21 protein-coding genes and 1 pseudogene are annotated in these 25,920 nt (G+C 46.9%); 10 read left to right on the forward strand and 12 right to left on the reverse strand.

Annotation, left to right across the window (positions count from 1 at the left end; all coding sequences use genetic code 11):
• Window positions 1–58 precede the first annotated feature (58 nt).
• Window positions 59–592 carry a hypothetical protein gene (locus F6X55_RS13020; RefSeq protein ID WP_153463865.1) on the reverse strand — a complete coding sequence of 178 codons (534 nt, stop codon included), beginning with the start codon at window positions 590–592 and terminating at the stop codon, window positions 59–61.
• Window positions 593–869: 277 nt separating this feature from the next.
• Here F6X55_RS13020 and F6X55_RS13025 point away from each other — a divergent pair, with 277 nt between their 5' ends.
• Both F6X55_RS13025 and F6X55_RS13030 read left to right on the forward strand, forming a co-directional pair.
• Window positions 870–3,227 carry an immune inhibitor A domain-containing protein gene (locus F6X55_RS13025; protein ID WP_153463868.1) on the forward strand — a complete coding sequence of 786 codons (2,358 nt, stop codon included), beginning with the start codon at window positions 870–872 and terminating at the stop codon, window positions 3,225–3,227.
• 119 nt (window positions 3,228–3,346) lie between these two features.
• On the forward strand, window positions 3,347–3,661 hold the full coding sequence (locus F6X55_RS13030) for a HesB/YadR/YfhF family protein (protein WP_153463872.1): 315 nt from the start codon (window positions 3,347–3,349) through the stop codon (window positions 3,659–3,661).
• A 327-nt stretch (window positions 3,662–3,988) separates the two neighbouring features.
• Here the strand turns inward: F6X55_RS13030 and F6X55_RS13035 are convergent, their stop codons facing one another.
• On the reverse strand, window positions 3,989–5,476 hold the full coding sequence (locus F6X55_RS13035; RefSeq protein ID WP_153463875.1) for an amidase: 1,488 nt from the start codon (window positions 5,474–5,476) through the stop codon (window positions 3,989–3,991).
• 149 nt (window positions 5,477–5,625) lie between these two features.
• On the opposite strand from F6X55_RS13035, the gene F6X55_RS13040 reads away from it, so the two are divergent.
• Window positions 5,626–6,351 (forward strand): DUF421 domain-containing protein, encoded by a 726-nt coding sequence (locus F6X55_RS13040; protein WP_153463878.1) that lies wholly within the window; start codon window positions 5,626–5,628, stop codon window positions 6,349–6,351.
• On the opposite strand, the gene F6X55_RS13045 is transcribed toward F6X55_RS13040, so the two are convergent.
• Window positions 6,341–7,261 carry a DMT family transporter gene (locus tag F6X55_RS13045; RefSeq protein WP_337189838.1) on the reverse strand — a complete coding sequence of 307 codons (921 nt, stop codon included), beginning with the start codon at window positions 7,259–7,261 and terminating at the stop codon, window positions 6,341–6,343. The two genes, F6X55_RS13040 and F6X55_RS13045, sit on opposite strands and share 11 nt — an antisense overlap.
• A gap of 167 nt (window positions 7,262–7,428) precedes the next feature.
• On the opposite strand from F6X55_RS13045, the gene F6X55_RS13050 reads away from it, so the two are divergent.
• Together F6X55_RS13050 and F6X55_RS13055 are read left to right on the forward strand one after the other, a co-directional pair.
• Window positions 7,429–9,450, forward strand: a complete 2,022-nt coding sequence (locus tag F6X55_RS13050) for a methyl-accepting chemotaxis protein (protein ID WP_153463881.1) — start codon at window positions 7,429–7,431, stop codon at window positions 9,448–9,450.
• A gap of 217 nt (window positions 9,451–9,667) precedes the next feature.
• The gene (locus tag F6X55_RS13055; protein ID WP_153463884.1) at window positions 9,668–10,060 is read left to right on the forward strand and encodes a VOC family protein; all 393 of its coding nucleotides are present in this window, start codon (window positions 9,668–9,670) and stop codon (window positions 10,058–10,060) included.
• 111 nt (window positions 10,061–10,171) lie between these two features.
• On the opposite strand, the gene F6X55_RS13060 is transcribed toward F6X55_RS13055, so the two are convergent.
• The 3 genes from F6X55_RS13060 to F6X55_RS13070 all read right to left on the reverse strand — a co-directional run bounded on the left by F6X55_RS13060 (window position 10,172) and on the right by F6X55_RS13070 (window position 15,056).
• On the reverse strand, window positions 10,172–12,157 hold the full coding sequence (locus tag F6X55_RS13060; RefSeq protein ID WP_153463887.1) for a PTS fructose transporter subunit IIABC: 1,986 nt from the start codon (window positions 12,155–12,157) through the stop codon (window positions 10,172–10,174).
• Between the two features lie 347 nt (window positions 12,158–12,504).
• Window positions 12,505–14,463 (reverse strand): BglG family transcription antiterminator, encoded by a 1,959-nt coding sequence (locus F6X55_RS13065; protein WP_026568794.1) that lies wholly within the window; start codon window positions 14,461–14,463, stop codon window positions 12,505–12,507.
• 44 nt (window positions 14,464–14,507) lie between these two features.
• Window positions 14,508–15,056 (reverse strand): 3-dehydroquinate synthase II, encoded by a 549-nt coding sequence (locus tag F6X55_RS13070; RefSeq protein ID WP_237648663.1) that lies wholly within the window; start codon window positions 15,054–15,056, stop codon window positions 14,508–14,510.
• A gap of 215 nt (window positions 15,057–15,271) precedes the next feature.
• On the opposite strand from F6X55_RS13070, the gene F6X55_RS13075 reads away from it, so the two are divergent.
• Entirely contained in the window at window positions 15,272–16,225 is a 954-nt protein-coding gene (locus F6X55_RS13075; RefSeq protein WP_026568796.1) for a DMT family transporter, read from the forward strand.
• A gap of 44 nt (window positions 16,226–16,269) precedes the next feature.
• Here F6X55_RS13075 and F6X55_RS13080 read toward each other — a convergent pair whose 3' ends face one another.
• On the reverse strand, window positions 16,270–18,303 hold the full coding sequence (locus F6X55_RS13080; RefSeq protein ID WP_153463890.1) for a catalase: 2,034 nt from the start codon (window positions 18,301–18,303) through the stop codon (window positions 16,270–16,272).
• Between the two features lie 379 nt (window positions 18,304–18,682).
• On the opposite strand from F6X55_RS13080, the gene F6X55_RS13085 reads away from it, so the two are divergent.
• From F6X55_RS13085 to F6X55_RS20245, 3 genes and pseudogenes are all read left to right on the forward strand, one after another.
• A complete protein-coding gene (locus F6X55_RS13085; protein WP_153463893.1) occupies window positions 18,683–18,850 on the forward strand; it encodes a hypothetical protein in 168 nt (55 codons plus the stop codon).
• Between the two features lie 38 nt (window positions 18,851–18,888).
• The gene (locus F6X55_RS13090) at window positions 18,889–19,155 is read left to right on the forward strand and encodes a hypothetical protein (protein WP_153463896.1); all 267 of its coding nucleotides are present in this window, start codon (window positions 18,889–18,891) and stop codon (window positions 19,153–19,155) included.
• A gap of 108 nt (window positions 19,156–19,263) precedes the next feature.
• Window positions 19,264–19,422: pseudogene (locus F6X55_RS20245) on the forward strand (IS5/IS1182 family transposase); the annotation flags it as partial.
• A 125-nt stretch (window positions 19,423–19,547) separates the two neighbouring features.
• On the opposite strand, the gene rlmN reads toward F6X55_RS20245, so the two are convergent.
• The 5 genes from rlmN to F6X55_RS13115 all read right to left on the reverse strand — a co-directional run bounded on the left by rlmN (window position 19,548) and on the right by F6X55_RS13115 (window position 24,255).
• The gene (gene rlmN, locus F6X55_RS13095; protein ID WP_026568798.1) at window positions 19,548–20,624 is read right to left on the reverse strand and encodes a dual-specificity RNA methyltransferase RlmN; all 1,077 of its coding nucleotides are present in this window, start codon (window positions 20,622–20,624) and stop codon (window positions 19,548–19,550) included.
• A 197-nt stretch (window positions 20,625–20,821) separates the two neighbouring features.
• Complete coding sequence (locus F6X55_RS13100; RefSeq protein WP_026568799.1) at window positions 20,822–21,703, reverse strand: metal ABC transporter permease; 882 nt, start codon at window positions 21,701–21,703, stop codon at window positions 20,822–20,824.
• Window positions 21,700–22,572 (reverse strand): metal ABC transporter permease, encoded by an 873-nt coding sequence (locus F6X55_RS13105; RefSeq protein WP_026568800.1) that lies wholly within the window; start codon window positions 22,570–22,572, stop codon window positions 21,700–21,702. The genes F6X55_RS13100 and F6X55_RS13105 overlap by 4 nt, the downstream gene beginning before the upstream one ends.
• A complete protein-coding gene (locus F6X55_RS13110; protein WP_026568801.1) occupies window positions 22,569–23,318 on the reverse strand; it encodes a metal ABC transporter ATP-binding protein in 750 nt (249 codons plus the stop codon). The genes F6X55_RS13105 and F6X55_RS13110 overlap by 4 nt, the downstream gene beginning before the upstream one ends.
• A 10-nt stretch (window positions 23,319–23,328) precedes the next feature.
• The gene (locus tag F6X55_RS13115) at window positions 23,329–24,255 is read right to left on the reverse strand and encodes a metal ABC transporter solute-binding protein, Zn/Mn family (RefSeq protein WP_237648664.1); all 927 of its coding nucleotides are present in this window, start codon (window positions 24,253–24,255) and stop codon (window positions 23,329–23,331) included.
• Between the two features lie 281 nt (window positions 24,256–24,536).
• Between F6X55_RS13115 and F6X55_RS13120 the strand changes: the two genes are divergently transcribed.
• On the forward strand, window positions 24,537–25,772 hold the full coding sequence (locus F6X55_RS13120) for a dicarboxylate/amino acid:cation symporter (protein WP_026568803.1): 1,236 nt from the start codon (window positions 24,537–24,539) through the stop codon (window positions 25,770–25,772).
• Window positions 25,773–25,920: the final 148 nt, after the last annotated feature.

Consider the following 25,920-nt stretch of genomic DNA (forward strand, 5'->3'; position numbering starts at 1 on the left):
ACAAAAGAAGCAAAATCTTTTTCAGGAAAAGGCCGGGATCCATCCCTTGCCTTCACCATTATGGTAAAACTGTTTGGTTATGATTGTCCCACGCATTATGTTTTCTATCTAACTTATAGAAAATAGCATCAAGCTCTTGGAGGACCTCTTCTTTTTCTGATGCCTCATCGCTTTCTTCGTATCTATCGAGAAGCTCCAATGCTCCGGTCATATCATCTTCCGCGTACCCAAATCCTCTGATGGTGTGTATTTCCTTACGGACGATAGATGTTACAAACTCTCCCTCGGCCTTTTCATCTGCCAACCCTTTCACACCAATATCCCCGTTCCGCAGATTGTCAATGGATTGGTGAGCGCTGTGTATCGCCATTCCTGGTTCGTTATTGATGGATACAACGTTGTTTTCTATGTCAACCTTTTTGTCAGCTGTGCTTCGTCCGAAATGGTTTTCTTTGGTAAGTTGTTCCTTATCCACTTGCACTGGCAGCGGAATATCTTCCCCCGTTTCCGTCATTGCTGCCGACTCTGCCTTTGGTTTCCCGCGGTTTGATTGATTCTCCATATCCGAGGCATGAAAGACCCTTTCTAACATACTCTATAAAAATAGCTTATCGAAATAGTTTTTCTACTACAACCATATCACGGAATTTTTATCCTTCACATCGAGAGAACCTCCTATATCTCCTATTTTTTCAAAACTGCTGCCTTTCTATGAAAGAACACACTACCATTTACCCATTCCCGTCCCGGCATTCCGGGTAGATACTACCATTTTCTTGAAATCATACGGTTATATATAGCAATCTATTAGAATTATATGGTATTTTATACTATGTAAATATTCAGAAAATTCAGGGGAGGGAAGTTTTTTGAACAAACAAAAAATAGTTTCAACTGCTATGGCGGTGGCTCTGGGTTTAGGCACCTTGACCGCAGGGGCTTTGTCACCGGTCCAAAAAGCACAAGCAGAAACATTGAGTACCAAGATTCCCACGGCTCAAGTCGGCTCGCCGACAGATCTGGGAATAGCCAACGATGAAAAGCTGATCGAGATGTTGAAAGAAGAGGGGAAAATTGCTGCGGATGCAACAGCTGAAGAGGCCCAGGAAGTTCTTAACCGTTACTTGAAGGCTAAAGCAAAAGGTGCTCCTAAAGAGGAAACTCCTGATCAGGAAGTAAACAAGAAGGATATCTTGAATGAAAATAAAAGCAATAACGCATTGACGAATGGAAAAGGAAACAAACTCGGCATAGCCAAGAAGAATAAAGTCGGCAGTGTCGACGAAGAATCGTATGACGGCTCTGTCCGGGAAGACAAAGTATTGGTTCTGGCCATCGATTTTCCGGATTATGAAAAAAGTTCGATCACGGAAGATGAAACAGATATGTTCTATGAAAATTATACCCATGATCACTTCCAAGACATGATTTTTGGAGAAAATGGCTATGAAGGACCAAACGGAGAAAACCTCGTGTCCATGAAGCAATATTATGAACAGCAGTCCGGCGGAAGTTATACCGTGGACGGAACGGTCGCCGGCTGGTACACAGCCGATCATGAAGCAGCTTACTATGGCGGAAACTACCCGACTCCAGATGGCAGTGATGCACGTCCACGTGAATTGGTGTACGAAGCATTGAGCAAGGCTGCGGAAGATCCTAACGTTGATTTGTCAGAGTACGATCAATGGGATCGCGATGACTATGACGGAGACGGCGTCTACGATGAACCAGACGGAATTATCGACCATTTGATGGTCATCCATGCCGGTGTCGGTGAAGAGGCTGGCGGAGGCAACCTGGGAGCCGATGCTATCTGGTCGCATCGCTGGAATCTTGGCAACCTGGTCGCCGTACCTGGCGCAAGCTCGGACAGCCCTCGTTTTGGCGGACAACTGGCAGCCTATGATTATACCATCGAACCAGAAGATGGAGCTGCAGGCGTATTCGCACACGAATACGGCCATGATCTTGGTTTGCCGGATGAATATGATACCCAATATACCGGAGCAGGAGAACCTGTTTCTTACTGGTCGATCATGTCGAGCGGCAGCTGGGCAGGTGACGTGCCAGGTACGGAACCTAGTGGTTTCAGTCCTTATGCAAAAGAATACTTACAAGCAGAACATGGCGGGAACTGGCTGAGCGGAACGACCTTGAATGCGGATGATATCACCAGCAATGGGACAAGCATCCTGCTCGATGAAGGAGTTACAAAAGGGACGAACAACGATGCCGTAAGAATCAATCTTCCCGATAAGGAAACCGAAGTGAACCAGCCTTTCAGCGGCCAATATGAGTATTTCAGCGGCAGCGGCAACAATTTGAATAATTCCATGTCTCTGACTGTCGACTTAACAGGGGCATCCAGTGCGGAACTGAACTTCAAAGCATGGTATAACATTGAAACTGATTGGGATTACGCTTCTGTAAAAGTGAACGGTGAATCGATTGAAGGAAATCTTACCACCACCGAAGATCCAAACGGACAAAACCCTGGACACGGTATTACCGGAAATTCCGATGGATGGGTGGACGCCAGCTTTGATTTGTCCAGCTATGCCGGACAGGAAGTGGAACTGGAATTGAACTACTGGACAGACGTTGCAGTGGCACAGCCTGGTCTCTACGTGGATGACATAACGGTTACTGCAGATGGAACTGCTGTCGTTGAAGACGATGCGGAAAGTGACTCTCCTTTTGCATTCGATGGATTCGTGAAGGATGAAGGAAAGTTCTATTCAGAAAATTATTATCTGCTCGAGTGGAGATCCCACAACGGAGTGGATGAAGGATTGGCCCATATCCGCCGAGGTGCAAGCTTGATGAGCTTCGATGAAGGACTGATGGTATGGTATGTCGATAATTCCTATAGCGAAAACTGGACCGGCATACATCCCGGCGAAGGATTCCTTGGTGTAGTCGACGCCGACCAGCACACGAATTATTGGAGTGACGGCACAGTGGCCGATACACGCTATCAATTGAACGACGCCGCATTCAGCCTGCACAAATCAAGCAAAATGTTCCTTGATTATACCGAAACACTCGGCGTCACGTTGACAGACAACCATACGAAACGCCGACCATTGTTCGATGACAGTGTGGATTACAGCAATCCAGAATTGCCTGATGCAGGACGCATTGTACCTACAGAAGGCCTGAAATTCCGCATTATAGGAGAAAGTGATGACGGAACAGTAGGAAACGTGTTGATCTACAAGTAATGAATAGAAAAGCCGGCTGCCGAGCCGGCTTTTTTGTGTCTATTTTTTGTCGTACCATTGCGAATATAGTGAAGACAGGGGTTTTTTTGATATAGTAAAGGGGACAAGGAGGCACAAACATGATTTCCATAACTAAACCTGCAGCAAAATGGTACATAAATGAACTGGATCTATCAGAAGGAGATGCGGTCCGATTTTATGCAAGATACGGCGGGCACGGCGGCTTGCACAGAGGTTTTTCTCTTGGACTTGCAATCGAGCGGCCGAAGAATCCGTTTTTTCACACAGAAGCGTCAGGCATTAGTTTCTTTGTGGAGGAATCGGATGCCTGGTATTTTGAAGGATACGATTTCCATATTAAATATAAACGTAAGTACGATGAAATCGAGTTTTCGTTCGAACCAAAAGAAAACGCCAATTCGAACGATTCGTGAGCAGTTAATAATTGCCTCAGCGGCAAGTGAAAAGCTATTTTCAATAAGGAGTTTTTTCCGTGACCGTTTCCTATTCCGTTTCTCGTGAAACAGCTGCAGAAAAACCTCACCAGACAAAAAAGCACCGCCTGATGACGGTGCTTTTCTTCATTATCTCCCACTAATATCGACCCGCATTGCGGCGGCTGTTTCTGAACTTCCGGATGAGAGGATACACCATCGGCCCCCACTTAATCAATCTCTTAATCCATTTTCCCATATTCGGATCCTCCTTTGTTGAAGGTAAATTCCCTTTTTTCTAAGGATCCTAAACGAGAAAATATATTATCAACGATTGATTGCAGCCGCTTTCGTATCCAGCCAAAAATCCGATTTTTCCAGTTGACCGGCCAGTTGCAGTAAATTAACTTCCCATCCTTTCTGAGCGATGAACTGGACCCCCATCGGCAGTCCGCTGTCAGACAGATGCACAGGTACTGTCATCGCCGGCTGTCCGGTCAAATTGGCCAACTGTGTATGGGGTGTGTACGTCAAGCTTGGTTCGAACATTTCGTACACCATCTCCTGCTGTCTGCGTTTGCTGACGCTATCCACCTTCAACAATTGCTCTATTTCTTCTGCAGCATGGGTAAGTTCCCCGTTTTCCGGTGCGGGATGTGCATTGGCCGGTGTGATATAAAAATCGTATGTTTTGTGAAAATCAGCCATAGCAGCAGCTGCTGCATCCCACTCGGCAAGACTGCGGGAATATTCAGCCGCCGTCACGTTCTGACCGGCCCGGTACAACACCCAGGAGACGATCTCCATATCATCGAAAGTCATCGGCCTGTCCAACGCTCTCTCCATACCTGCCATCATGGCAGAAATTTCTCCGCTGTTCATGATATAGTAATTTTCCATCAGCCTTATCCCGTCGATGGGAGCTTCCGCTTCTTCGACTTCATGACCTTGTTCCTCCAGCCAGCTCACCACCTTATGTACAGCAGTCTCTGCTTCTTTACTCACGGGGGTTCCCACCGGCGACGCTGTGGTATAAGCTATTCGGTACTTTTTCTTTAAAGGCTTTTGCATGTCGCTCAGATAATTGCCATCATACAGTGGTATATGAAATGCCGCTTCCTGCTGAAAGGTCTGCAGCAAATCCAACAATGCCGCACTGTCCCGGACAGATCTGGTCAACGCAAAATCAATCGATGCTCCTTGCCACTGCCGTCCGTTCCCCGGACCGACCGGAGTCCTCCCTCTTGTCGGTTTTAAACCGAATAAACCGGTAAAAGAAGCGGGAATTCTGATAGAACCGCCACCGTCACTCGCACCGGCTGCAGGCACAACACCGGATGCGACAGCCGCTGCCGACCCGCCGCTCGATCCACCCGATGAATGGTTCAAATTCCACGGATTCTTTGTCGCTCCATATATCTCTGGCTCGGATATATTTTTCAGTCCAAATTCAGGTGTGTTGGTTTGTCCGATAAATAAAAAACCGGCTTTGCGCAGGCGCGCCACTAAATTGGAATCTCTTTTTGCCATATTGTTGCGCAATAAACGAGAGCCGGCCGTCAAAGGTTCTCCCTCCATTGCCTGGGAAATATCCTTCAATGCGATGGGAACTCCGGCAAAGGGCTGGGAGTCTATATCAAGCTGTTCCGCTTCTTTGAAAACCTTGTCTTCACGAGAGCGAATCACGGCATTGAGTGCGGGATTCACAGCCTCCAACCGTCGAAAAGCAGCCTCCAGAAGTTCCTGCGGCTTCGCTTGTTTTTGTTTTACCAGTTCAGCCAACCCGACTGCATCGTATTGATTATATGTATCCATGCTTTTCCCTCCTGCTTTCGGTTATCCTTCTATTTTGCATTACCTGGCTTGATAGATAAAGCCAAACCATTCTACTTTCCTGTATAAAGAAAAGATAAGCAAGCCATTTTAAATACGAACTAATCTTACCGAAAAGGTGTGAACGATTCATGGCCGATTTTTTAAAGGATGTCTTGCTCGTCCTGTTCCGAATAGCCACTATCCTGCCGTTATTATTGATCATCACCTTGTTCATGGGAAAACGGGCCATCGGGGAGCTGCCCGTATTTGACTTTTTAATCGTGTTGACCATCGGAGCAGTGGTCGGCGCAGATATCGCCGATCCCGGTATCGAGCATTTGCCCACTGTTGTAGCAATTCTCGGAATTGCAGTACTTCAACGTCTGGTAGCCAGTTGGAAATTGTCGAGTCGCAAATTCGGCAAACTGGTGACTTTTGAACCGACCATCGTCATCCAGAACGGAAAGCTGTTAAGAGGAAACTTGAAGAAAATCCACTATTCCATCGATAACGTCCTGCAGATGCTCCGGGAAAAAAATGTGTTTGATATATCGGAAGTAGAGACAGGTGTGATAGAGGCAAACGGTTCCCTGAGTGTATTGAAAAAAACGAGTAAAAACACTGTCACGCGGGAAGACATGGGTCTCCCACAGCAAACAGCCACTATTGCTTATCCCGTCATCATGGAGGGAAAGATTTATCATTCCGTTTTGAAAAAATTCGACGTCGATCAAGACTGGCTGCTAAGGCAACTAACCGCACAAAACATTTCCGGATCGGAGTCGGTTTTTCTGGCCACCATCAACCAGCAATTGCAGCTGCACATATCATTGAAAGATGAGACAACAATCGATTTGCCGCCAATCATTCACTAGTTTTCACAAATGTTTTTGCATTACCCTCCCTGTTTTCAGGCTGCTTTTTCCCACTTGTCAAAACAACCATGCCACTCAAAAGAACGAGCATGCCAAACCAGGAAAAAGCAGTCAGGGTTTCTCCGACCAAAAACACACCAAGCACAGCAGCCGTAAGCGGTTCTGTCAGGGACAACGTGACAGCTGTGGACGAGTGCACTCTCCGGAGCCCAAGGGAAAACAAAAGATAAGCTGCACTGGTTGCAGCCACACCGAGGTGCAAACTGACGGCTATCCCCTGCCACTGCCCGAGCCAAGACGTATCATACCAAAAAAGCAACGGAGCCAACAAGAGTGCACTACCAGTAAAAACAAGCGCCGTTACAGACAACGCAGATCGGTTTTCCATCAGCTGCTTGCTCGTCAAAGAGTAGACAGCAAAGGACAAGCCCGCACCAAGTGCAAACAGTACTCCCAGCGGCCGGACAGTCACCGTTCCGGAGTTAACAAACAGCATGATACATCCCGCAACTGCCAACAGCGTAGCAATTCCCCATCGGACCGTCTGTTTTTTTCGGTAAAAAACCACTTCCAAAATCCCGGCCAATATAGGGGCACTGCCTATTGCCGTCACTGTTCCCACGGCTACGCCGGTCATCGTCACCGCAGAAAAGAACAGCGGCTGATAACAAGCCATACTGATCACGGCAGGCAGCGCCTGCTTCCACGAAAATCCCCGAAGGGAGCTGGCCTTCCAATCAAATAACAACAATAACAGGAGAAGTGTTGTACCTCCTACAGCAAGCCGGATCGTTCCCACAGCCACTGGGTGTGCCGTTTCCGGGGCGAAGGTCTGCGCTGTCCCGGTCGTCCCCCACAGTACTGCCCCGCATATGACAAGCAGGAATGGCATCCTCTCTCTCATGATCATCAAGCACCCCTTCTATGCATGAATCTATAATTTTCTTTCTAATTAGTATAAATAATTATGAATATTATGACGATAAAAAAGGTAGAACCGCTGCTTTGTACCTATAAGAAAGTAGCTGTTTGAATGAAAAGAGCGGACCAGATACTAACAACAACGGGGGTATTTCAATGACAACCAAAACAAAAAAAGAAAAAGGAAAGGGTCGCTTTTTCTCTAAATCATTGCAGCGGCAGATCCTGATTCCGCTGATCACCTTGATATTGGCTGCCGGGGGTGCAATCGGCTATATCAGCTATACTTTCAGCGCATCCTTGACGACGGATGAATTGACCAACAGTATCGAAAGCCAGACAAATGTGTTGAACGAATCCTTTGAAACGTTTTTTCAGGGCCAAGAACAAGTCATCAACCATTATGTCGAACAAAATGAATTGACGCATTTCGACGAACAGCGAAGTGACTTGATGGAAACCTTGACGAATATTTCTTCTTCCGATGAAGCGATACAGACTGCTTACCTTGGCACCGAAAAAGAAGGGGAAATGCTTACTGCTCCAGCATTGGACCTGCCGGATGATTATGATCCCAGGACACGTCCCTGGTACCAGGAAGCAACCGAAAACATCGGCGAGGTTATTTGGACAGAGCCATATATTGATGCCGAAACCGGCGAATTGATTGTCAGTGCGGCAAAAGCAGTGGAAGCTGGTACGGGGGCCGTCGGCGTACTATCAATCGATATCAATATGCAATCCGTCCTTGATATGATAAGCACCGTGGAAATCGGAGACTCCGGCTATGCAGCGATCATGGACAAATCCGGAAAGTTCGTCGTACATCCGGATGAAGCGTATATCGGTGAAGATATGTCTGGGGAATCCTTTTATCAACAGATCATCGAGCAAAACAAACGTTCCGGCGCAGTTGATTTCACATGGGACGGCGGGGATAAAACAGCAGGATACACCTTGAATGACCGTTTGAACTGGATCATTCTCGGGACAGTGGACAAGGCTGAACTGGCGAAGAAATCCCAGCCTATCCTCATACCGATCGCCATCAGCATCTTTGTAGTCTTATTGCTTTCCACGCTCCTTACGTGGATCATCGCCGGTCGAATTACCCGTCCAATAAAAACCTTACGGGAAAAAATGAAGACCGTCGAGGAGGGTGACTTATCCGTAGAACTTACTCATGATAGCACCAATGAAATCGGACAGCTTTCCCAATCAATCAATGAGATGAAAGAGAGCCTCCGTTCGATTATCCGCAACGTGACAGAAGCCACCACGGCGGTTTCCGGTCAAAGCTCCCAGTTGAACCGATCAGCAGAAGAAGTGAAAGAAGGAAGCCAGCAAATCGCTTCGACCATGCAGGAATTAACCTCGGGTGCTGAAACACAGGCCAACAGTTCTACCGAATTATCGGAAATGATGACGGATTTCATGGCCAAAATCAACCAAGCTCATGAAAATGGCGAGCAAATCGCCGGTACATCTGATGATGTCTTGCAGATGACGCAAAACGGAAGCTCTATGATGGAAAAATCGGTAAGCCAGATGAAAAACATCGAAGGCATCGTCAAAGATGCAGTATCAAAAGTACAAGGACTGGACGCTCAGTCACAGCAAATATCCAAGCTGATCAATGTAATCAACGATATTGCAGAACAAACCAACCTGTTGTCACTGAACGCAGCAATCGAGGCCGCGCGTGCCGGGGAACACGGCAAAGGATTTGCTGTCGTGGCCAACGAAGTGCGCAAGCTGGCAGAACAAGTCTCCAACTCTGTAGGCGACATTACGGATATAGTCGGAAATATCCAGCATGAATCCAGCAGCGTAGCAGCCTCGTTGGAATCGGGATATAAAGAAGTCGAAGAAGGTTCCCGTCAAATCGGTGCTACTGGAGAAACATTTGGCGACATCGACCAATCTGTCAGAAATATGGTGGAAAGAATCCAGGATATTTCCGCAAACCTTCGCGATATCGCCGAAAACAGCAACAACATGAATGAATCGATCCAGGAAATCGCAGCAGTGTCAGAAGAATCGGCAGCAGGCATCGAGCAAGTTTCCGCTTCTGCCCAGCAATCCACCAGCGCGATGGAGGAGGTTTCCGGAAACGCCGGGGAACTTTCCCGCCTTGCAGAGGAATTGAAGGAGCAGACAGCGAAATATAAGGCGTGAAAATGGGGAAAACGTGAAGATTTTTATACCTTCACGTTTTTTTCTTTACCTGACCCTTTATGGAAGGATAAGTATTGTCTCGTATAAAAATAAAACCTAAAGCGGAATGGTACTGTGTTAATCTATAGAAGAAGGTACTACTTTTAAGATTAGCAGAACAAATCGTTTAAGCTAAACTGTTGGTAGAAAATATTCAGATTCGTTGGGGGAGTATCACATGGAATTTAAAGAATTTGGATTGATACTGTTTGTGGAAGAATACGAAAAATGCATCCACTTTTATAGGAATGTTATAAAATTACCAATACGAAAGATAAAAGAAACACTGGTGACCTTTGATTTACCAAATGGTTACTTAATGGTAGAGCAAGGTGGGATTGGCTCCCTTCAAGAAAAGCAAAGAAAACAAAATCCCACTGTTCTCCGTTTTGATGTAGAGTCATTAACTACTGCAGTAAAAAAGTTAGAGAACCGTGGCGCTGTATTCTTGAATAGGACTTTACAATTTGATTGGGGTACTATTGCCGTTTTACTGGACCCTGATGGAAATAGGATTGAATTAGGCGAAATAAATCATTCAAGTGGTTCATTTAAACCTAATAGTGATTAAAAGGACATAAAGCCCTTATTGAAAAAACACGCTTGGATTTATTTCCAAGCGTGTTTTCGGTTGATTGCATGGTTACTTACGATATTGAATTTTGCAGGCATGCCTACTATCTTATTGCACCTGTTGAAGCAGCTTGTATGCTTCTTCTTTTGTCTGGACTTGCAACAGCTGCTCACGATAGTTTTCATCCATCAGTTTGCGGGACAGCATCTGCAAAATTTTCAAATGGGCATTGCCTTCTGCTTGCTCCGGTACAGCAATCAGGAAAATCAGCTTGGCAGCCGTGCCATCCATGCTGTTCCAATCTACACCGTCTGGTTTCATCCCGAATACGACACTTGGACGTTTCACTGCTTTTGATTTTCCGTGCGGGATGGCGATGTTCATGCCGATTCCCGTTGTGCTTTCTTGTTCCCGTTCGACGATTTTCTGCTTGAGTTCTTGCGCTGACGTCAATAAGCCGTTGGCGTCCAATTTACCGATCAGCTCATCCATTACTTCATCCTGCGTGTTTCCCTGTAAATCGATATCGATCAACTCGGGACTCGTAATATCGGTCAGTTTGTTGATTTCATCCAATGATTCGGTCTCAGGCTCTTCCGTGTCAGCCGTTTCAGCAGGCGTTTGATTGTCCATCGCTAATTGCTCAGCTGCATCTTCTGCATGAACATCCTCTTCACTTCCGACAGGCGCCGGCTGGTCTGTTACATCTTTTTTAATCAACTTGATCATAAGGGCTGTCACAATAGCACCGACAATGATTGCCACGAAAAACATGATAACATTGTCCACTGCACCGAGGACGCCGACGATCGGCCCACCATGGGCAACCCTGTCCCCTACATTCCCTAGCATTGCGATGACGGAACCTGCCATGGAACCGACCATGATGCTCGGGATGACACGCAACGGATCTTGTGCGGCAAACGGTATTGCACCTTCCGTAATGCCGAACAATCCCATCGTGAATGAAGCCTTACCTGTTTCTATTTCGGTTTTTTGAAATTTCTGCTTGAACAAGAATGTAGCCAGACCAAGCCCGATCGGCGGGATGGCGATTGCTGCTGCAATCGGCCCCATGATTTCATAATTTCCTTCCCCGATCATGGCTGAACCGAATAAGAATGCCACCTTATTTACCGGTCCGCCCATATCGAACGAAATCATTGCCCCCAAAATCAGTGCCAACAGGATGGAACTGGTTCCCTGCATGCCTGCCAGCCAAGAGGTCAGTGATTCAAATACTTGTGCAACCGGTCCGCCAATAAAGAATACAAAAGCCAAGCCTACAATGAGTGCTGAAAAAACCGGTATGATGATAATCGGCATGATTGGCTGGACTGCTTTCGGCACTTTCAGCTTTTTAATCCATAACGCAACATATCCTGCCAGGAACCCGGCGATGATTCCGCCTAGAAAACCAGCCCCTGCTTCACTATTGTAAAAACTTCCGTTAGCTGCAATATAACCACCGATGATACCAGGTGCCAGACCGGGACGATCGGCAATACTGAACGCAATGAAGCCGGCCAAGATCGGTACCATGAAGGTAAAGGAGGCGCTTCCGATGCTTTCAATCGTTTTCCAGAACGATCCTTCCGGTATCTGGATGCCCTCCGGCGTCTGTTGCCCTCCCAAAGATAACGAGATTGCAATCAACAGACCGCCGACGACGATGAACGGAATCATATAGGAAACGCCGTTCATCAAATGACGGTAGATCGGGTTTTCTTTATCCTTCTTTTTCTGCGTGTTTGTCTGACTTTGTCTATCACTATGTCCCTTATACACCGGGACGTCTCCGCTGATGACTTTGTTGATCAACTGCTTGGGCTGGCGTATCCCTTCTTGTACACCTACCACCAACAGTTTTTTTCCGGAGAAGCGGTCTTTTTCCACTGTTTTGTCGGCGGCGATGATGATACCATCCGCCTCCGCTATGTCCTGTTCACTAAATTCATTTTCCACTCCAATGGAACCTTGGGTTTCCACTTTGATGTCTACACCCAATTCATCGGCAGCTTTTTGCAGGTTTTCTGCTGCCATGTACGTATGGGCAATACCATTGGGGCACGAAGTAATCGCTAACAATTTCATCCTGATTCCTCCTGACTTCGTAATCGCTTACATATACTATACCCCTTCTGACCCAGGCCAAAAGTTTTGATTTTTACCACCGCTCCGGAAAAACGGATGTTTTTCGCCCGTCACCATGCCAATAATTCCCACGGCCTTTTCCTTCATGGAACTGCGGAGGGCGACGAGCAGCTGTACTGCCAGAATCGGCACGAACATGCGACATCAGACTCAGATAACCGGCACAGAGAGCGAGTAAAGAAGCAGGACCAGCCGCCGCAGAAGCCACAGGGGGTGAGAGCCGAACTATCCCGTGCCTTCTCAAACGGAGGACACAAATTGGATAACAGTATATAAAAAAGCCATAGCTATATAAAGCTAATAAACTGTTGCACATCGGTTTGTCCTAACAACCGTTCCACTCTGCCAGGCTGTTCCGTAAGATCAGACAACTCTTTGAATACCTCGCGGACGGCTGGATGATCATTAGGCACTGCCAGCATGAACACGAGTGAAGCTCTGCTTTCGCCCCACTCCAGCGGCTCTTTTAACGTGGCAGCAGCAATTGCCGGGGTTTTGATCAAATCGGGACTGCCATGCGGAATGGCAATGCCCGCCCCTATATTTGTATCGGAAAGCTGTTCGCGGTTGATCGCCCTGTGGGCATACTTCTTATCGACATAACCCTGCTCGGACAACCGATTGGCCAGCATCTCGATGACTTCATAGCGGTGTTCCCTTTCTACTTGGAGAAACACAAGAGACGGATCCATCAATTCCGCCAGATGAGAACCCGGTACAGTCACAGCCTGCTTGTTTCCTGATCCAGACTGCAATTTACCGATAAAGGAAGCAAGCTTGTCTATTTCATGTCCCTCCATCAACGGAGAAATTTGGATCGCCGGGATACCGGTTTTCTCGACTGGTACAGTGGATACGATAAAGTCGACTGGATGATCGGCAAGGTATTGTTTTACGTTGTATTTCGCGACACTATCGACAACTTCGATTTCCGGAAACTTTCCTTCCAGCTTCGTCCGCAACAACTGGGATACTCCCACTCCCATATGGCAGACTACGATTGCCTGCAGTTTTTCCACACGCTGATTACGCAGCCGTTCGATCGATGTTTGAAAGTGAATCGTCAAATAGGCGGCTTCTTCTTCCGGCAAAGTAAAATCGAAGTGATCATGGATATCCTCCACGATATAAATCACCATATCGAACATATATGGATACATCTGTTTAATTTCCTGAAGCATCGGATTTTTGACCGGCAATCCGTACGTAATCCGGTTGACAGTAGAAGAAAGATGCAGAATGAGATCTTCTTTCAGTTGGTCATCCTCGGCAAAATCGATCATCGTCACTTCGGACATCCGTGCTGTCAGCTTGTCGACCAGCTCGTTCACCATCGGCACCTGGCTTGTCCATGTAGCATCTGCCTGACCTCCGGGTACTGTTTGATAACGGAGCTTGGCCCCGAGAATATGAAAAGCGAGATAATACATTTCGTCTTCCGGAAACCGGACGGCAAAAGCACTTGCCATCTTTTCAAGAAATTCAGCTGCCCATTCAAGCTCTTCCTTATCATGCAGCATCTGTTTCTCTTTCGAAGAAACGGAAATCGGCTGTCTGGTTTTCACCCGTTTTATCATCACTAGCACGTGAATGGTCAGGCGATCGAACGTCTCGTCTGTAAAGGAAAGCTTATGTCTTACTTGCAAGGCATCGAGTTCTTTTTTTACCAGCCGGATATCGGCACCGGCAAACATCGTTTCCATAAATGCCGAAATCGGCATCGCCTCTTGGCTGCCGAGCCTCGACAGTTCTGAAAGGGCGAGCCGGATGTTTTTCTCCTCGCCTTGGACGGTATGCCCCACTTTTTGCTTGGAGATGACGGAAACATTCATTTTTTTCAACCATTCACGAATGGCATCCAAGTCTTTGCGAATGGTACCTTTATTCAAAAAGTATTTATCGGCAAGCTCTCCTGTGGTCAGCGGCTTTGCTTTTATCAATAACTCGTAAGCAATTTCCATCCTGCGGTCTCTATCCGTTTTCCGCTCCACTATGGGCTGCATTGATTGCAACCGGTCGAACAGACGTGATTTATCGGACTCCTCAATCTTCACGAACACCCCTAAGCCGGGCTTTTTTTCTAAACGCCCCCGGGAATGTTCGAACAAAAATTGTTCCAATTGTTTTAAATCATTGCGGATCGTTTTCTCGGAGCAATCGAAATGCTGCGCCAATGTATCTACTTGGATATAATTGTCTTCCCGGGTGAGAAGAAACCTCAACAGCCCGGTTTGTCGATCGTTCATTTTGTTCACCCTATCACATATAATAGCGTTTTTTCTTGCCAGTTTTATCTTTCCTCAATGAATTCATCTATTTTTTTCCCGAGATGCCTGCCTGGCTCATCCATCATCCCGGCGATCCTGTCTCCTTTTTTCAAATCGAGAACAGAAACGGCACCTTTTTCCGCCTCCTCTACATATACGCTCGTAGAAGACTGCAAAGTAGCCGAAATGCTCCCTTCCTCCCCATGACAAATAACGCGTATCAACGGACGTCTTTCTATTTTCACGCGTCCGATTGAAATCGAACGGCTTCCCTGCGGACTGCTTACCACAAGGGATTCTCCTGCCTTTATTTCCTGCAAGTATCGACTTTCCTTTTCCTGATAAAAATATTGGTGGAATCCTCCACAGTTGATCCGGAACGGCCGTGGAGGGTAACCCTCCGATTGCCTGTTTTCCGACAAAACTTTAAGATATCCATGGCCGGTATTGCCGATATAAAGTCCCTCTTCCTCTTGCAGACGATCGATAAAATCCAGACAGACCCGCATACCTTCCCCTACTTGTTTGAGTTCCACTACTTCTAAATACCTTGTTTTTGCGCTTTCCTCCACTATACCACCCTTTCGCTTACTTCTTCTGTTTTCAGTGTACATAATTGGCTGCACAAAAGAAAACCCGCTGATTTGCGAAGGAAAAAGACGACGATTGATCCTGCAAAAATCTTATCTGATTTTCCTTTTGAAAGAAAGTCACAGGAACTTCCCCATTTTGCTGGAAGTTGTAGTAAAATGGTTCGCATATCCGAAAGTTTACTGGAGGTTAGCAGATGCGAGTGTTTGTGGTTGGACTATTAGCGGCATTGTTTTTCTCTGTCACCTTTATCCTGAACCGATCAATGGAGCTGGAGGGCGGCAGTTGGGTATGGAGTGCTTCTTTACGATTCTTCTTCATGCTCCCGATGTTAATCGCAATCGTCGGTTTCCAAGGAAAAATCAGGCCAGTGTTGGTACATCTGAAAAAACAGCCGACAGCCTGGATTGTCTGGAGCTCCGTCGGCTTCGGTTTCTTTTATGCGCCTATCGCTTTTGCCACTGTGTACGGTCCGGGCTGGCTGGTCGCAGCAACCTTTCAACTGACCATCATTGCCGGCTCCCTGCTCGTCCCTTTTCTTGAAAAACAAACCGGGATAAAGCAATCGATTCCGGTAAAAAGCGTCCTCATTTCTGTCCTTATACTCGGCGGTGTCATTCTGATGCAGCTCGAACACGCTTCTGCAGTACCTTTGGCAAGTGTCTGGTTGTGTACACTCCCGTTGCTCCTATCCGCTTTCAGTTATCCATTAGGAAACCGGAAAATGATGCAAGTCGTCGGCAACGAGCTCAATACGTTTCAACGCATCCTCGGAATGACCATCGCCAGCATGCCGTTTTGGCTGATTCTTTCCGTCTACGGTGCAATAGCGCACGGCGCCCCTTCTTCCAGCCAGCTTGTGCAGACATTCATCGTCGCTGTTTCATCCGGCATCATCGCTACTGGTTTATTTTTCTACGCTACCAATCTAGTTAAACATGACAACCAAAAATTGGCCGGCGTCGAGGCCACACAATCTGGGGAAGTAGTGTTTGCCTTGATGGGGGAAATCATCTTTCTTCATGCAGCAATGCCAAGCGCGCTTTCTTTCGCCGGAGTTTTTCTCGTCATTGGCGGAATGGTGTTGCACAGCCTTAACAGCGGGATGCGGGAGAAAGAAGCATTTCAAGAGGTTTCCAAAGCAAAATGATAACCCAGAGGGAGTGAGGCCCTCTGGGTTATGTCCTTTTCATTCTATAAAACTTCTCTATCCCAATGTCGATGCTCGGCAATCGCCTTACTGAACTGCTCGGCGAATCTTGTTGTGTCTTCACTTGAAACAACGCCGGGACTGTCTTCCATGCCGTCTGCCTCCAATAGCTTTCTGCCTTCATGTGTCGCGCCGATCGGTTTATAGTGCGAGAATGCTTCCATCACGAAATAGGCGGCCTGTTTATAAAATTCTTTGTTTTCCTCTCCTCCTGCTGCGTATACCGCATCAAACAATACGGAATCAGCCGTCAGGAAGGTATGATCGACGTCCAGCTCGGTACCATCTTCTCCGGTCACCTTACCCTGGCTATCACTGATCACTTCTATTTGCAGTCCTTTTCCCTTCAGTTCATCGATAACCGGCTTTACTTCCTTGCCATTGAAGTTTTGGCCGAGGATCAAAGCAATCTTTCGGGTATCGGCCTTGAATTTCGTGTTTTCCTGGCTCAAGGCTGGAGAAGCTTTCGTTACGCCTGTATCTTTTCCTTGCGGCGGATTGGCCCCGATCGCTTTCGCAAATTCTGTCGCCAGTTCCATACTTACATTGCCGAACATATCGACAACCTGTTGACGTACGGATTCACTTTCCACTTTCCCCAGCTCAAAGCTGAATGCCTGGATCATATGTTGTTTTTCCGCTTCGCTCATGCTGTTCCAAAACAACGTAGCTTGAGAGAAATGGTCTTTGAAGCTGTCGCTTCGAGCCTGGACTTTATATCCATCCACTTTTTCCTGATAATGCTTGAACCCGCCTTCCTCTTCACTCGCCGGTTCCGGCGTATTGGCAGCAAGGGAGTTATTATGGTAGCTGACACGCCCCTTGTTGATCGTTTGCCGTCCATAACCGTCCCGCTGGTTATTGTGAAACGGGCAGACCGGACGATTGATCGGCAGCTCATGGAAGTTAGGGCCGCCCAGCCGGATCAGCTGCGTGTCCGTGTAAGAAAACAGCCGTCCCTGTAACAAGGGATCATTCGTGAAATCAATGCCCGGCACGACATGGCCCGGATGGAAAGCAACCTGTTCTGTTTCCGCAAAATAATTATCCGTGTTGCGGGTCAGCGTCATTTTTCCGATCAGCTTCACCGGAACGTCTTCCTCCGGCCATATCTTGGTGGGGTCCAATATATCAAAATCGAAACGGAATTCCTCTTCCTCCGGTATCATTTGCACGCCGAGTTCATATTCCGGATAGTCGCCATTTTCGATTGCTTCCCATAAATCGCGACGATGAAAATCAGGGTCCTTCCCGTTTATTTTCTGTGCCTCGTCCCATACCACTGAGTGGGTTCCCAAAACTGGCTTCCAATGGAACTTGACGAAGTGAGCCTTTCCTTCTGCATTGATGAAACGGAAAGTATGGACGCCGAAGCCCTCCATCATCCGGAAACTACGTGGAATGGCTCTGTCGGACATCGCCCACATAATCATATGAGCCGACTCCTGGTTATTGGCGACGAAATCCCAGAATGTGTCATGGGCAGTCGCTGCCTGCGGAATTTCATTGTGCGGCTCCGGTTTAACTGCATGAATCAAGTCCGGAAACTTCATGGCATCCTGAATGAAAAATACCGGTATATTGTTTCCTACTAAATCGTAGTTCCCTTCATCCGTGTAAAATTTCGTGGCAAATCCGCGGGCATCCCTGGCCAGTTCACCGGAACCACGTGATCCGGCAACCGTGGAGAATCGAACGAATACGGGTGTTTTTTTCGAAGGATCCTGTAAAAAATCTGCTTTGGTGAATTCCTTCATCGATTCATAGACTTGGAACTCTCCGTGAGCGGCAAAACCACGGGCATGTACAATCCGTTCTGGAATGCGTTCATGGTCAAAATGCGTCATCTTCTCACGAAAATGGAAATCTTCCATCAAAGTCGGACCTCGTTTGCCCGCCTTCAGAGAAAATTCATCCTCTGATACTTTGACACCCTGATTGGTCGTCAGTTTTTCTCCTTTGTCATCCGTCTTGAACTGTTCCAATTGTTCCTGTTTGCGGTTTTTGTTTTCACTCATTGAATAAACTCCTCCCTTTATGTAAAGATTGGACAGTTGTCTTCTTCCCGGGTAAACGTGTATACAAACAGGCAATTTAAAGTTTCTATCATTTTTTAATCATTATAATTAAATAGTCGCACTAAATTATGCTTAGTTGACCAGGAAAAAAATCCCTAAGAGGACAAGAAAAATCTGTTACTATATAGGTAAGAAAATTTGTTCCGATTCTGAGGTGGATTATAACATGAAATACTTTTTCATCCTTGCGTCCATAAGCAGTATAGTATTTACTGCGCTTGGGCAGGGAGCTTCCGGGATAGTGGCAGGATTATCGTTACTGCTTCTGGGAGCATACTTTAGTAAACCACGATACATAAGAGGCTGGAGGGATTGAACATTGAGGAGAAAAAATAAGCGGAGAAAAAGAGAAAATCGTCAGGAGAAATGGGATGCCCTTGAGTTATTAACATGGATTCCGGAAATCTTCATGCTTCCTGTCCGTTTGGTTGTTTGGCTGATAAGAGGGATAGGCAGATTGATCGGCAGCATTTTTGACGGCATTTAACCTACTCAAGCCTTTCAGATACGGGATGAAGGATTTTTTTGGATGGCGCGCTGCCTTCATTTGAGCTTAATCGACTGGATGAAGTGCTTTTTTGCCGGGTTCGGCCACAATTCAAGCTTATCAATCGGATGAAGCCGTTCCGCTCCCCCTCTTTACATTTGGAAAAGGAAAAACCCGCCGGTATCAAGGCCACTGAAAAAGTCCTTTCTAATCTAGAAGAAATTTTAAAGTTTGTTGTTGATTCTCACGAATCGCTTATCGTGGAATCAACAGTGGGTAAACGAAAAAGAAGTGATCTTCTTTGATTTCTAAAAGAAAGTCACTCTTTTTTCTTGTACAATGAAAGGAATACATAATAGGGAGAGATTCGATGTTAGACCGTCAATTATCCATGAATTTAAGCCAGGGCGATGGAACAATATAAGACTGAAGCGAAGAATAGCGAATTGAAACACAGACACGGATAGGAGGTCGCCTCATCTTCGGGTCTCGAAGGCATGCGCATGCAAAGTGCGATCGCGATTTTCAAAGCTAATGCGAAACGAATCGTTAAACTCATGAAGGAATATTAGATAAAAAGCGGTCTGTATGGAAATTAAATTCCATACAGACCGCTTTTTTAAAATTCTACTTTTCAAAGACCTTCCGTTTTTCAGTGGCCTCCCGGAATCCGACGGGTTTTTCCTTTCCGTTCTAGTTAAACGGTCGCTTTCGCTTTTTCTTTCTTGATTTGTTTGCTTCGCAATTGTCCGCAGGCGGCATCGATATCGGAACCTTGTTCAACGCGGACACCGCAATTGATCCCCTGGTCCATCAACGTTTCATAAAAATCGAGAATGGCCTGTTTGGTACTGCGCTGATATTGGTTGTGTTCATCAACCGGATTGTACGGAATCAGATTGACATAGGACAAATGGCGTTTGTCCTTCAACAGTCTGGCGAGCTCCAGTGCCTCTTCCTTATGGTCGTTGACATCCCTTAACAGAATATACTCGAACGTGATTCTGCGGTTCGTTTTTTCGAGATAATAATCGACGGCAGGCATCAGCTTTTCGAGCGGGAACGCCTTGTTGATTTTCATGATTTTCGTGCGCAGCTCGTTATTCGGCGCATGAAGAGAAACCGCTAAATTGATTTGAATGTCTTCATCCGCAAAGTCATAAATCCGGTGGGCAAGCCCGCTTGTAGAAACCGTGATATGTCTCGCACCGATGGAAAGGCCCTTCTGGTCATTGACTACACGGAAGAAGTCCATCATGTTCGTATAGTTATCGAATGGTTCGCCGATACCCATCACGACAATGTGGCTGACTCTCTCATCCTTGCCTGCCCCATCTAAATGATGCTGGACATTCATGATTTGCTCGACAATTTCACCACTGGAAAGGTCGCGATTCTTTCGAAGCAAGCCGCTGGCACAGAACGTACAACCGATGTTACAGCCAACCTGCGTGGTCACACAGACAGAAAGTCCATAATTGAACCGCATCAATACTGTTTCAATCAGGTTTCCATCCTGAAGCTCGAACAGGAACTTGATCGTCCCGTCTTTTGATTCCTGCTTGATCGCCTGTTTCAATGTCTGCACGACAAAATGTTCCTCCAGCAATTCAATGCAGTCCTTATTCACGTTTTTCATATCTTTAAAAGCGGTAACCCGTTTTTTATATAACCAATCCCAAACCTGCTTGGCACGGAACTTTTTCTGGCCATGCTCGGTTAGCCAAGACGTCAGTTGTTCGAAAGTTAATCCATAAATGGATTGTTTGTTCATTTGTTACCCTCATTTCAGTAGGTTTCCTTAATTTTTTCCTATACCCATACTACTGAATGTATCGCCATGTAGCAAGTCCCGGTTGCGTGTTTCCTTCGTTTCTCGGCACCTGGAGGTTGTTAGTCTATGCCATTCCGGTTGAAAAATTGGATGATATTGCCGAAGAGGGACGGGTATGAAACCCCTCTCACGACTTCCTAAGAACCTGCAGCCAAACGCCTTTGCTTAACCTTTTTCATCAACCAACCGTGCTTCGGACTGAAAAGAAATGCCACCATAAACAAGAGGCCTGTTGCACTTGCCATCGCGCCGGCTATCGAAACATTCCAATAAACGGCCGCTCCGTAACCGATGATGGCCGAAAAAATTCCGACTATGCCGCTCAGCAACAGCAACGTCAGAAACCGATCCGTCAACAGATAGGCAGTCGCCCCCGGAACGATCAACATGGCAACAACCAAAATAGCGCCGACACTGTCAAACGAAGCAACAGTCGACAGAGAGACCATCCCCATCAGCAAGTAATGGACAAGCACGACTGGTACTCCGATTAACTTGGCATATTGCGGGTCAAAGGTGGAAATTTTCATTTCTTTATAAAAGGCAGCGATCAGTGTCAGATTCAGAATCAAGACGATTCCCAACATCCATACAGCAACGGGTCCGTAGCTCTCTCCATTGATTTGCAACGTATCCCAAGGGACAAATGCAATTTCTCCCATCAAGGCATGTTTCGTATCCAGGTGCACTTGGTCACCGATAAAAGAGATTAACACAACACCCAACGCAAAAAATGATGTAAACACAACTCCGATGGCCGCATCAGATTGGATTCCCGATCGGTGCAACGATTCCACGAAAAATGCGGTTGCCAACCCTACCACCGCCGCACCGATCAGCATGGGAAGTCCGTTCAACGACTGACTGACAAAGAAAGCCCCGACAATACCCAGGAGTACGGTGTGGCTGATGGCATCTGCAATCATCGACATCTTCTTAAGCAGCAAAAGCACGCCGCTCATCCCACACGTGATTCCGACCAAACAACCGGTAAGAATGATCCATAATGTATAACTCACAGCTGCTTCACCATCCTTGTAAACATTCCTTTTTTACTGCCGAACAGAAAGGAAAGGAAAAAAATCGACGATGCGCTTAATACCATCATCGGACCTGTCGGCAAATGGTCGATGGTCGTACTCAAAACAGCCCCGGAAATACCGGAAACCGCGCCAAAGCTTCCCCCTAAAAACGCCATGACCCCAAGCTGTTCCGTCCAATAGCGTGCTGCAAGCGGCGGTGTGATCAACAGTGCAGCAATCAAAACCACTCCCACCATTTGAATTCCGATCACTACGACAAGGAGGACCAGGCTGAACAGCAGCCCATCGAGCAACCGGACGGGAAGGCCGATTCCTTTTGCGAATGACGGGTCGAACACCACTGTTTTGAATTCTTTAAAAAACAATGCCGCAATCAACGTTAAGATCAGCGAACCAATCGTGATCACTTGGACATCACTTTTGACCAGGGAAGCTGCCTGACCGAAGATAAATGTATCCAAGCCTGCCTTGCTTCCCCCAAAGTGCTGTTGGATGTAAGTCAACAATACAATCCCGAAACCAAAAAAGACGGATATGGTGATCCCGATCGCAGCATCTGTTTTGATCCTCGACCGGTTAATGATCAGTTGAATCGCCTGTGTGGCCAACAATCCCGTCAAAGCGGCGCCAATCAAAAACAACGGAATCGACTTCACTTGGAAAAGAATGTACACCAGACAAACTCCGGGTAAAGTAGCATGTGCCATAGCATCACTGATCAAGCTTTGTTTTTTCAATAAAACAAAACTGCCGATGGTCCCACTGGCGAAACCGAGCAGCAAACTGCCTGTCAGCACCCATTCCGTATTGGCGTCGAACCCGAACACCGAGAAGAAATCCATCATTGCCTCCCTCCCGCTGCTGTCGTTTTTTGCAGGAAGGCGATGCTGCCGCCATATGCTTTTTCCAAATTGTCTATCGTGAAAACGGATTGTGTGGGACCGCAGTCGATCGGCCGCTTGTTCAATAGCAAGACATGGTCGAAGTAATCCTCCACGGTCGACAAGTCATGGTGAACGACCAGCACGGTTTTTCCCTGCTGCTTCCAGTCTTTCATCAGTTGAATGATTGCCTTCTCCGTGGCGGCATCCACTCCGGCAAATGGTTCATCCATAAAATAAATGCTGGCATCCTGTGCAAGAGCTCGAGCGAGAAATACCCGCTGTTGCTGTCCGCCTGACAACTGGCTGATTTGCCGTTTCGCGAATTCCTCCATTCCGACTTTCTCAAGACAAGCTCTCGCCCACTCAATGTCTTTGTTAGTTGCCCTCTTGAACCAGCCAATCTGACGGTATCGCCCCATCAAGACGATATCGAGCGCATTTGTAGGAAAGTCCCAGTCCACTTCACTCCGCTGTGGTACATAGCCAATCAACTGTTTTTGCGTTTTATATGGCTGACCAAACACCTCCACGCTTCCACTTCGCGCCGGGATCAACTGAAGGGCTGCTTTGATCAGCGTAGATTTCCCTGCTCCGTTCGGTCCGATAATCCCGGTCAAAGAGCCCTCCGGCACCGAAAATGAAACATGTTCCAAAGCGGGCTGCTTATCATATACTACTGTCATCTTGTTGACGGTTAGGGCATTCATTGTTTCCACCTCATTTCAACGATTCCACAATGGTATCGATATTGTGCCGGTACATCCCTAGGTAGGTACCTTCGACTGTTCCTTCTTCACCCATGGCATCCGAATAAAGTTCCCCGCCGATTCTGACTTGATGTCCCGCTTCTTCGGCACCTTCGACCACTGCATTGATCGATCTCCCGGAAACGCTGCTCTCCACGAAGACCGCTTTGATATTGCGTTCCACCAGTACATCGATAATCCGTTGAATATCGGTCAAGCCATAGTCCGATTCTGTGCTGAGTCCCTGTAGACCGATCACTTCGAATCCAAAAGCGTTGCCGAAATAGTTAAAGGCATCATGCGCTGTTACCAAGACTCTGCTCTCTTCGGGTATTTCCTTTATGCGTTCCCGGGCATAGTCCTCTAATTCTGTTAAATCTTTTACATATTCCACCGTATTCTGCTTATATACGTTCTCATTATCTGGATCAATTTCCATCAATTCGTCCCTGATCTTCTCCGCAGCCTGTTTCCAAATAGAAATATCAAACCAGACATGGGGATCGATGATGCTTGGATTCTGTGGATCGGCCAGGAACTGATCTTCCGGTATCCCCTCCGCAACAGCAACGGTTGGTTTTTTTTGCCGCATTTCTTCAAAAATTTCTCCCATCTGTCCTTCTAAATGCAGTCCATTGTAGAAAATGATATCCGCCTGATCCAATTTCTTGATATCCCCCTGGACAGCGTTGTACAAGTGCGGATCATCACCCGGACCCATCAAGCTTTCCACCTCGATGTGGTCGCCGCCGATCTCGGCTGCCATATCACCGATTTGGGCGATCGTGGTCACTACCTTGACCTTTTCTTCTCCGCTTCCGACGGCCTCCTTTCCAGCCGAACAACCGGACAACGCTGCCGCCAATACACCTAAAAACACTACCGAAACCCACTTCACATTTCCCACCTCCATTAATTTTTCCTTAGGGCAAAACTTTCTTTAAAAAAATTTGCCCTTGCCGTATTTCTACAATAACAAATTGTTTCCCTAAACCAAATTATATGCATTAAGGAAATAATGTCAACTGGTTTAATCATTGTTTCTTTCGCTCAAAACCGACACGGGAGGACAGAAACAGTGCTTTTGACTCCACTCTATATGTCTTGTATGTTATTAACGTAAATCCCTAGTAATCACGTAGGATTATTAATAGAATCCAAACACAAAGGAGTCATTCGATGAAAAAAGTATGGAGGGGCTATCTTGATACGCCCCTGATCGTTAAAATAACCGCCGCCCTTATGCTCGGCGTCATAACCGGCCTTCTTTTCGGCAGTCAGGCGTCCCTGCTGGAACCTTTCGGAGATTTATTGATCCGACTGCTTAAATTTCTGATTATTCCTTTGGTATTGTTTACGCTGATGGTAGGTGTGAACCAAACCGAAGTCGGAAATCTCGGAAGGATGGGCGGGAAAGTCTTCCTTTACTACATTGTTTCCTCTGCCTTTGCGATTATCATCGGTGTTACCATCGCCGGCGTTTTCCAGCCGGGAACCGGGATGACCCTGGGAGACAGTGAAGCGGTCGATGTTCCGGACAACCCTGGAGTATCCAGTGTCCTTTTGAATATTGTGCCGGACAACATCGTAACAGCTTTTACCAATATGAATTTGCTCGGAATCATTTTTACTGCTTTTGTTTTCGGGATTGCCCTTTCTTCTCTCCGCTCTTCGGAAAACCATGCGGAATTGGGCGAAAGCGTATATAACGTCATCAAAGGATTGAATGAGGCAACACTGACAATCATGAAAGTCATCCTGCAATACGTGCCGATCGGTATTTTCGCCATTGTCGCAAACACGGTCGGCAGCCAGGGACTCGATACGTTACTTGAACTGGGCAATATGGTTGCCGTGCTTTATATCGCCTTGATTGCCCAAGTACTACTATACGTCGTTTTCCTTCTTCTGGCCAAGCTTAGCCCGGGGCGCTTTTTCTCCCAGGCCAGGACTCCGATGCTGACCGCATTCGCCACCCAAAGCAGTTCGGGGACATTGCCGTTGACCTTGAACGCTGCCGACAATTTAGGACTGTCACGCAGTCTCTACGGGTTCAGCCTGCCGCTCGGAGCCACGATCAACATGGACGGAGCCGCCATCCGAATCGCAGTTTCTGCGGTTTTTGCGGCCAATATAATCGGCGACCCGCTCAGCTTCACGGATATGCTGCAGGTTGTGTTAATCGGGACACTCGCCTCGATCGGCACGGCGGGAGTCCCTGGGGCCGGAATCATTATGATTGCCACCGTTTTCGCCCAGTTGAATCTGCCGATGGAAGCAGTCGGTCTACTGACAGCCATCGATGCCCTTGTCGGGATGGGATGTACCGCCCTCAATGTCACCGGCGACTTGGTCGGCACCTCGATCATTGATAAATCCGAAGCAAAAAAACCGAAAACAGTTACAAATGGATAAGTATTGTTATCCCAGCCTGGGAAAAAAGCTTCGTGATCAAAATGAAACCGAACGATTCGATAATTCGTTCGGTTTTTTGGTCAGAAAAAAGCAAACCGTTCTATCCTGCTCTAATATAAAACTCTCTTTATGGAAGGAATTATCCTTC

The organism is Sediminibacillus terrae (genome assembly GCF_009602435.1).
Classification (GTDB): Bacteria; Bacillota; Bacilli; order Bacillales; family Amphibacillaceae; genus Sediminibacillus; species Sediminibacillus terrae.

Excerpts from the sequence above, each read along its gene's own strand:
- F6X55_RS13065 (WP_026568794.1), bottom strand. The coding sequence starts at position 14,463 with ATGAACGATCGACAAACCGGGCTGTTGAGGTTTCTTCTCACCCGGGAA.
- F6X55_RS13030 (WP_153463872.1), top strand. The coding sequence starts at position 3,347 with ATGATTTCCATAACTAAACCTGCAGCAAAATGGTACATAAATGAACTG.
- F6X55_RS13055 (WP_153463884.1), top strand. The coding sequence starts at position 9,668 with ATGGAATTTAAAGAATTTGGATTGATACTGTTTGTGGAAGAATACGAA.
- F6X55_RS13035 (WP_153463875.1), bottom strand. The coding sequence starts at position 5,476 with ATGGATACATATAATCAATACGATGCAGTCGGGTTGGCTGAACTGGTA.
- F6X55_RS13120 (WP_026568803.1), top strand. The coding sequence starts at position 24,537 with ATGAAAAAAGTATGGAGGGGCTATCTTGATACGCCCCTGATCGTTAAA.
- F6X55_RS13045 (WP_337189838.1), bottom strand. The coding sequence starts at position 7,261 with ATGATCATGAGAGAGAGGATGCCATTCCTGCTTGTCATATGCGGGGCA.
- F6X55_RS13060 (WP_153463887.1), bottom strand. The coding sequence starts at position 12,157 with ATGAAATTGTTAGCGATTACTTCGTGCCCCAATGGTATTGCCCATACG.
- F6X55_RS13020 (WP_153463865.1), bottom strand. The coding sequence starts at position 592 with ATGTTAGAAAGGGTCTTTCATGCCTCGGATATGGAGAATCAATCAAAC.
- F6X55_RS13040 (WP_153463878.1), top strand. The coding sequence starts at position 5,626 with ATGGCCGATTTTTTAAAGGATGTCTTGCTCGTCCTGTTCCGAATAGCC.
- rlmN (WP_026568798.1), bottom strand. The coding sequence starts at position 20,624 with ATGAACAAACAATCCATTTATGGATTAACTTTCGAACAACTGACGTCT.
- F6X55_RS13075 (WP_026568796.1), top strand. The coding sequence starts at position 15,272 with ATGCGAGTGTTTGTGGTTGGACTATTAGCGGCATTGTTTTTCTCTGTC.
- F6X55_RS13080 (WP_153463890.1), bottom strand. The coding sequence starts at position 18,303 with ATGAGTGAAAACAAAAACCGCAAACAGGAACAATTGGAACAGTTCAAG.
- F6X55_RS13105 (WP_026568800.1), bottom strand. The coding sequence starts at position 22,572 with ATGATGGATTTCTTCTCGGTGTTCGGGTTCGACGCCAATACGGAATGG.
- F6X55_RS13050 (WP_153463881.1), top strand. The coding sequence starts at position 7,429 with ATGACAACCAAAACAAAAAAAGAAAAAGGAAAGGGTCGCTTTTTCTCT.
- F6X55_RS13110 (WP_026568801.1), bottom strand. The coding sequence starts at position 23,318 with ATGAATGCCCTAACCGTCAACAAGATGACAGTAGTATATGATAAGCAG.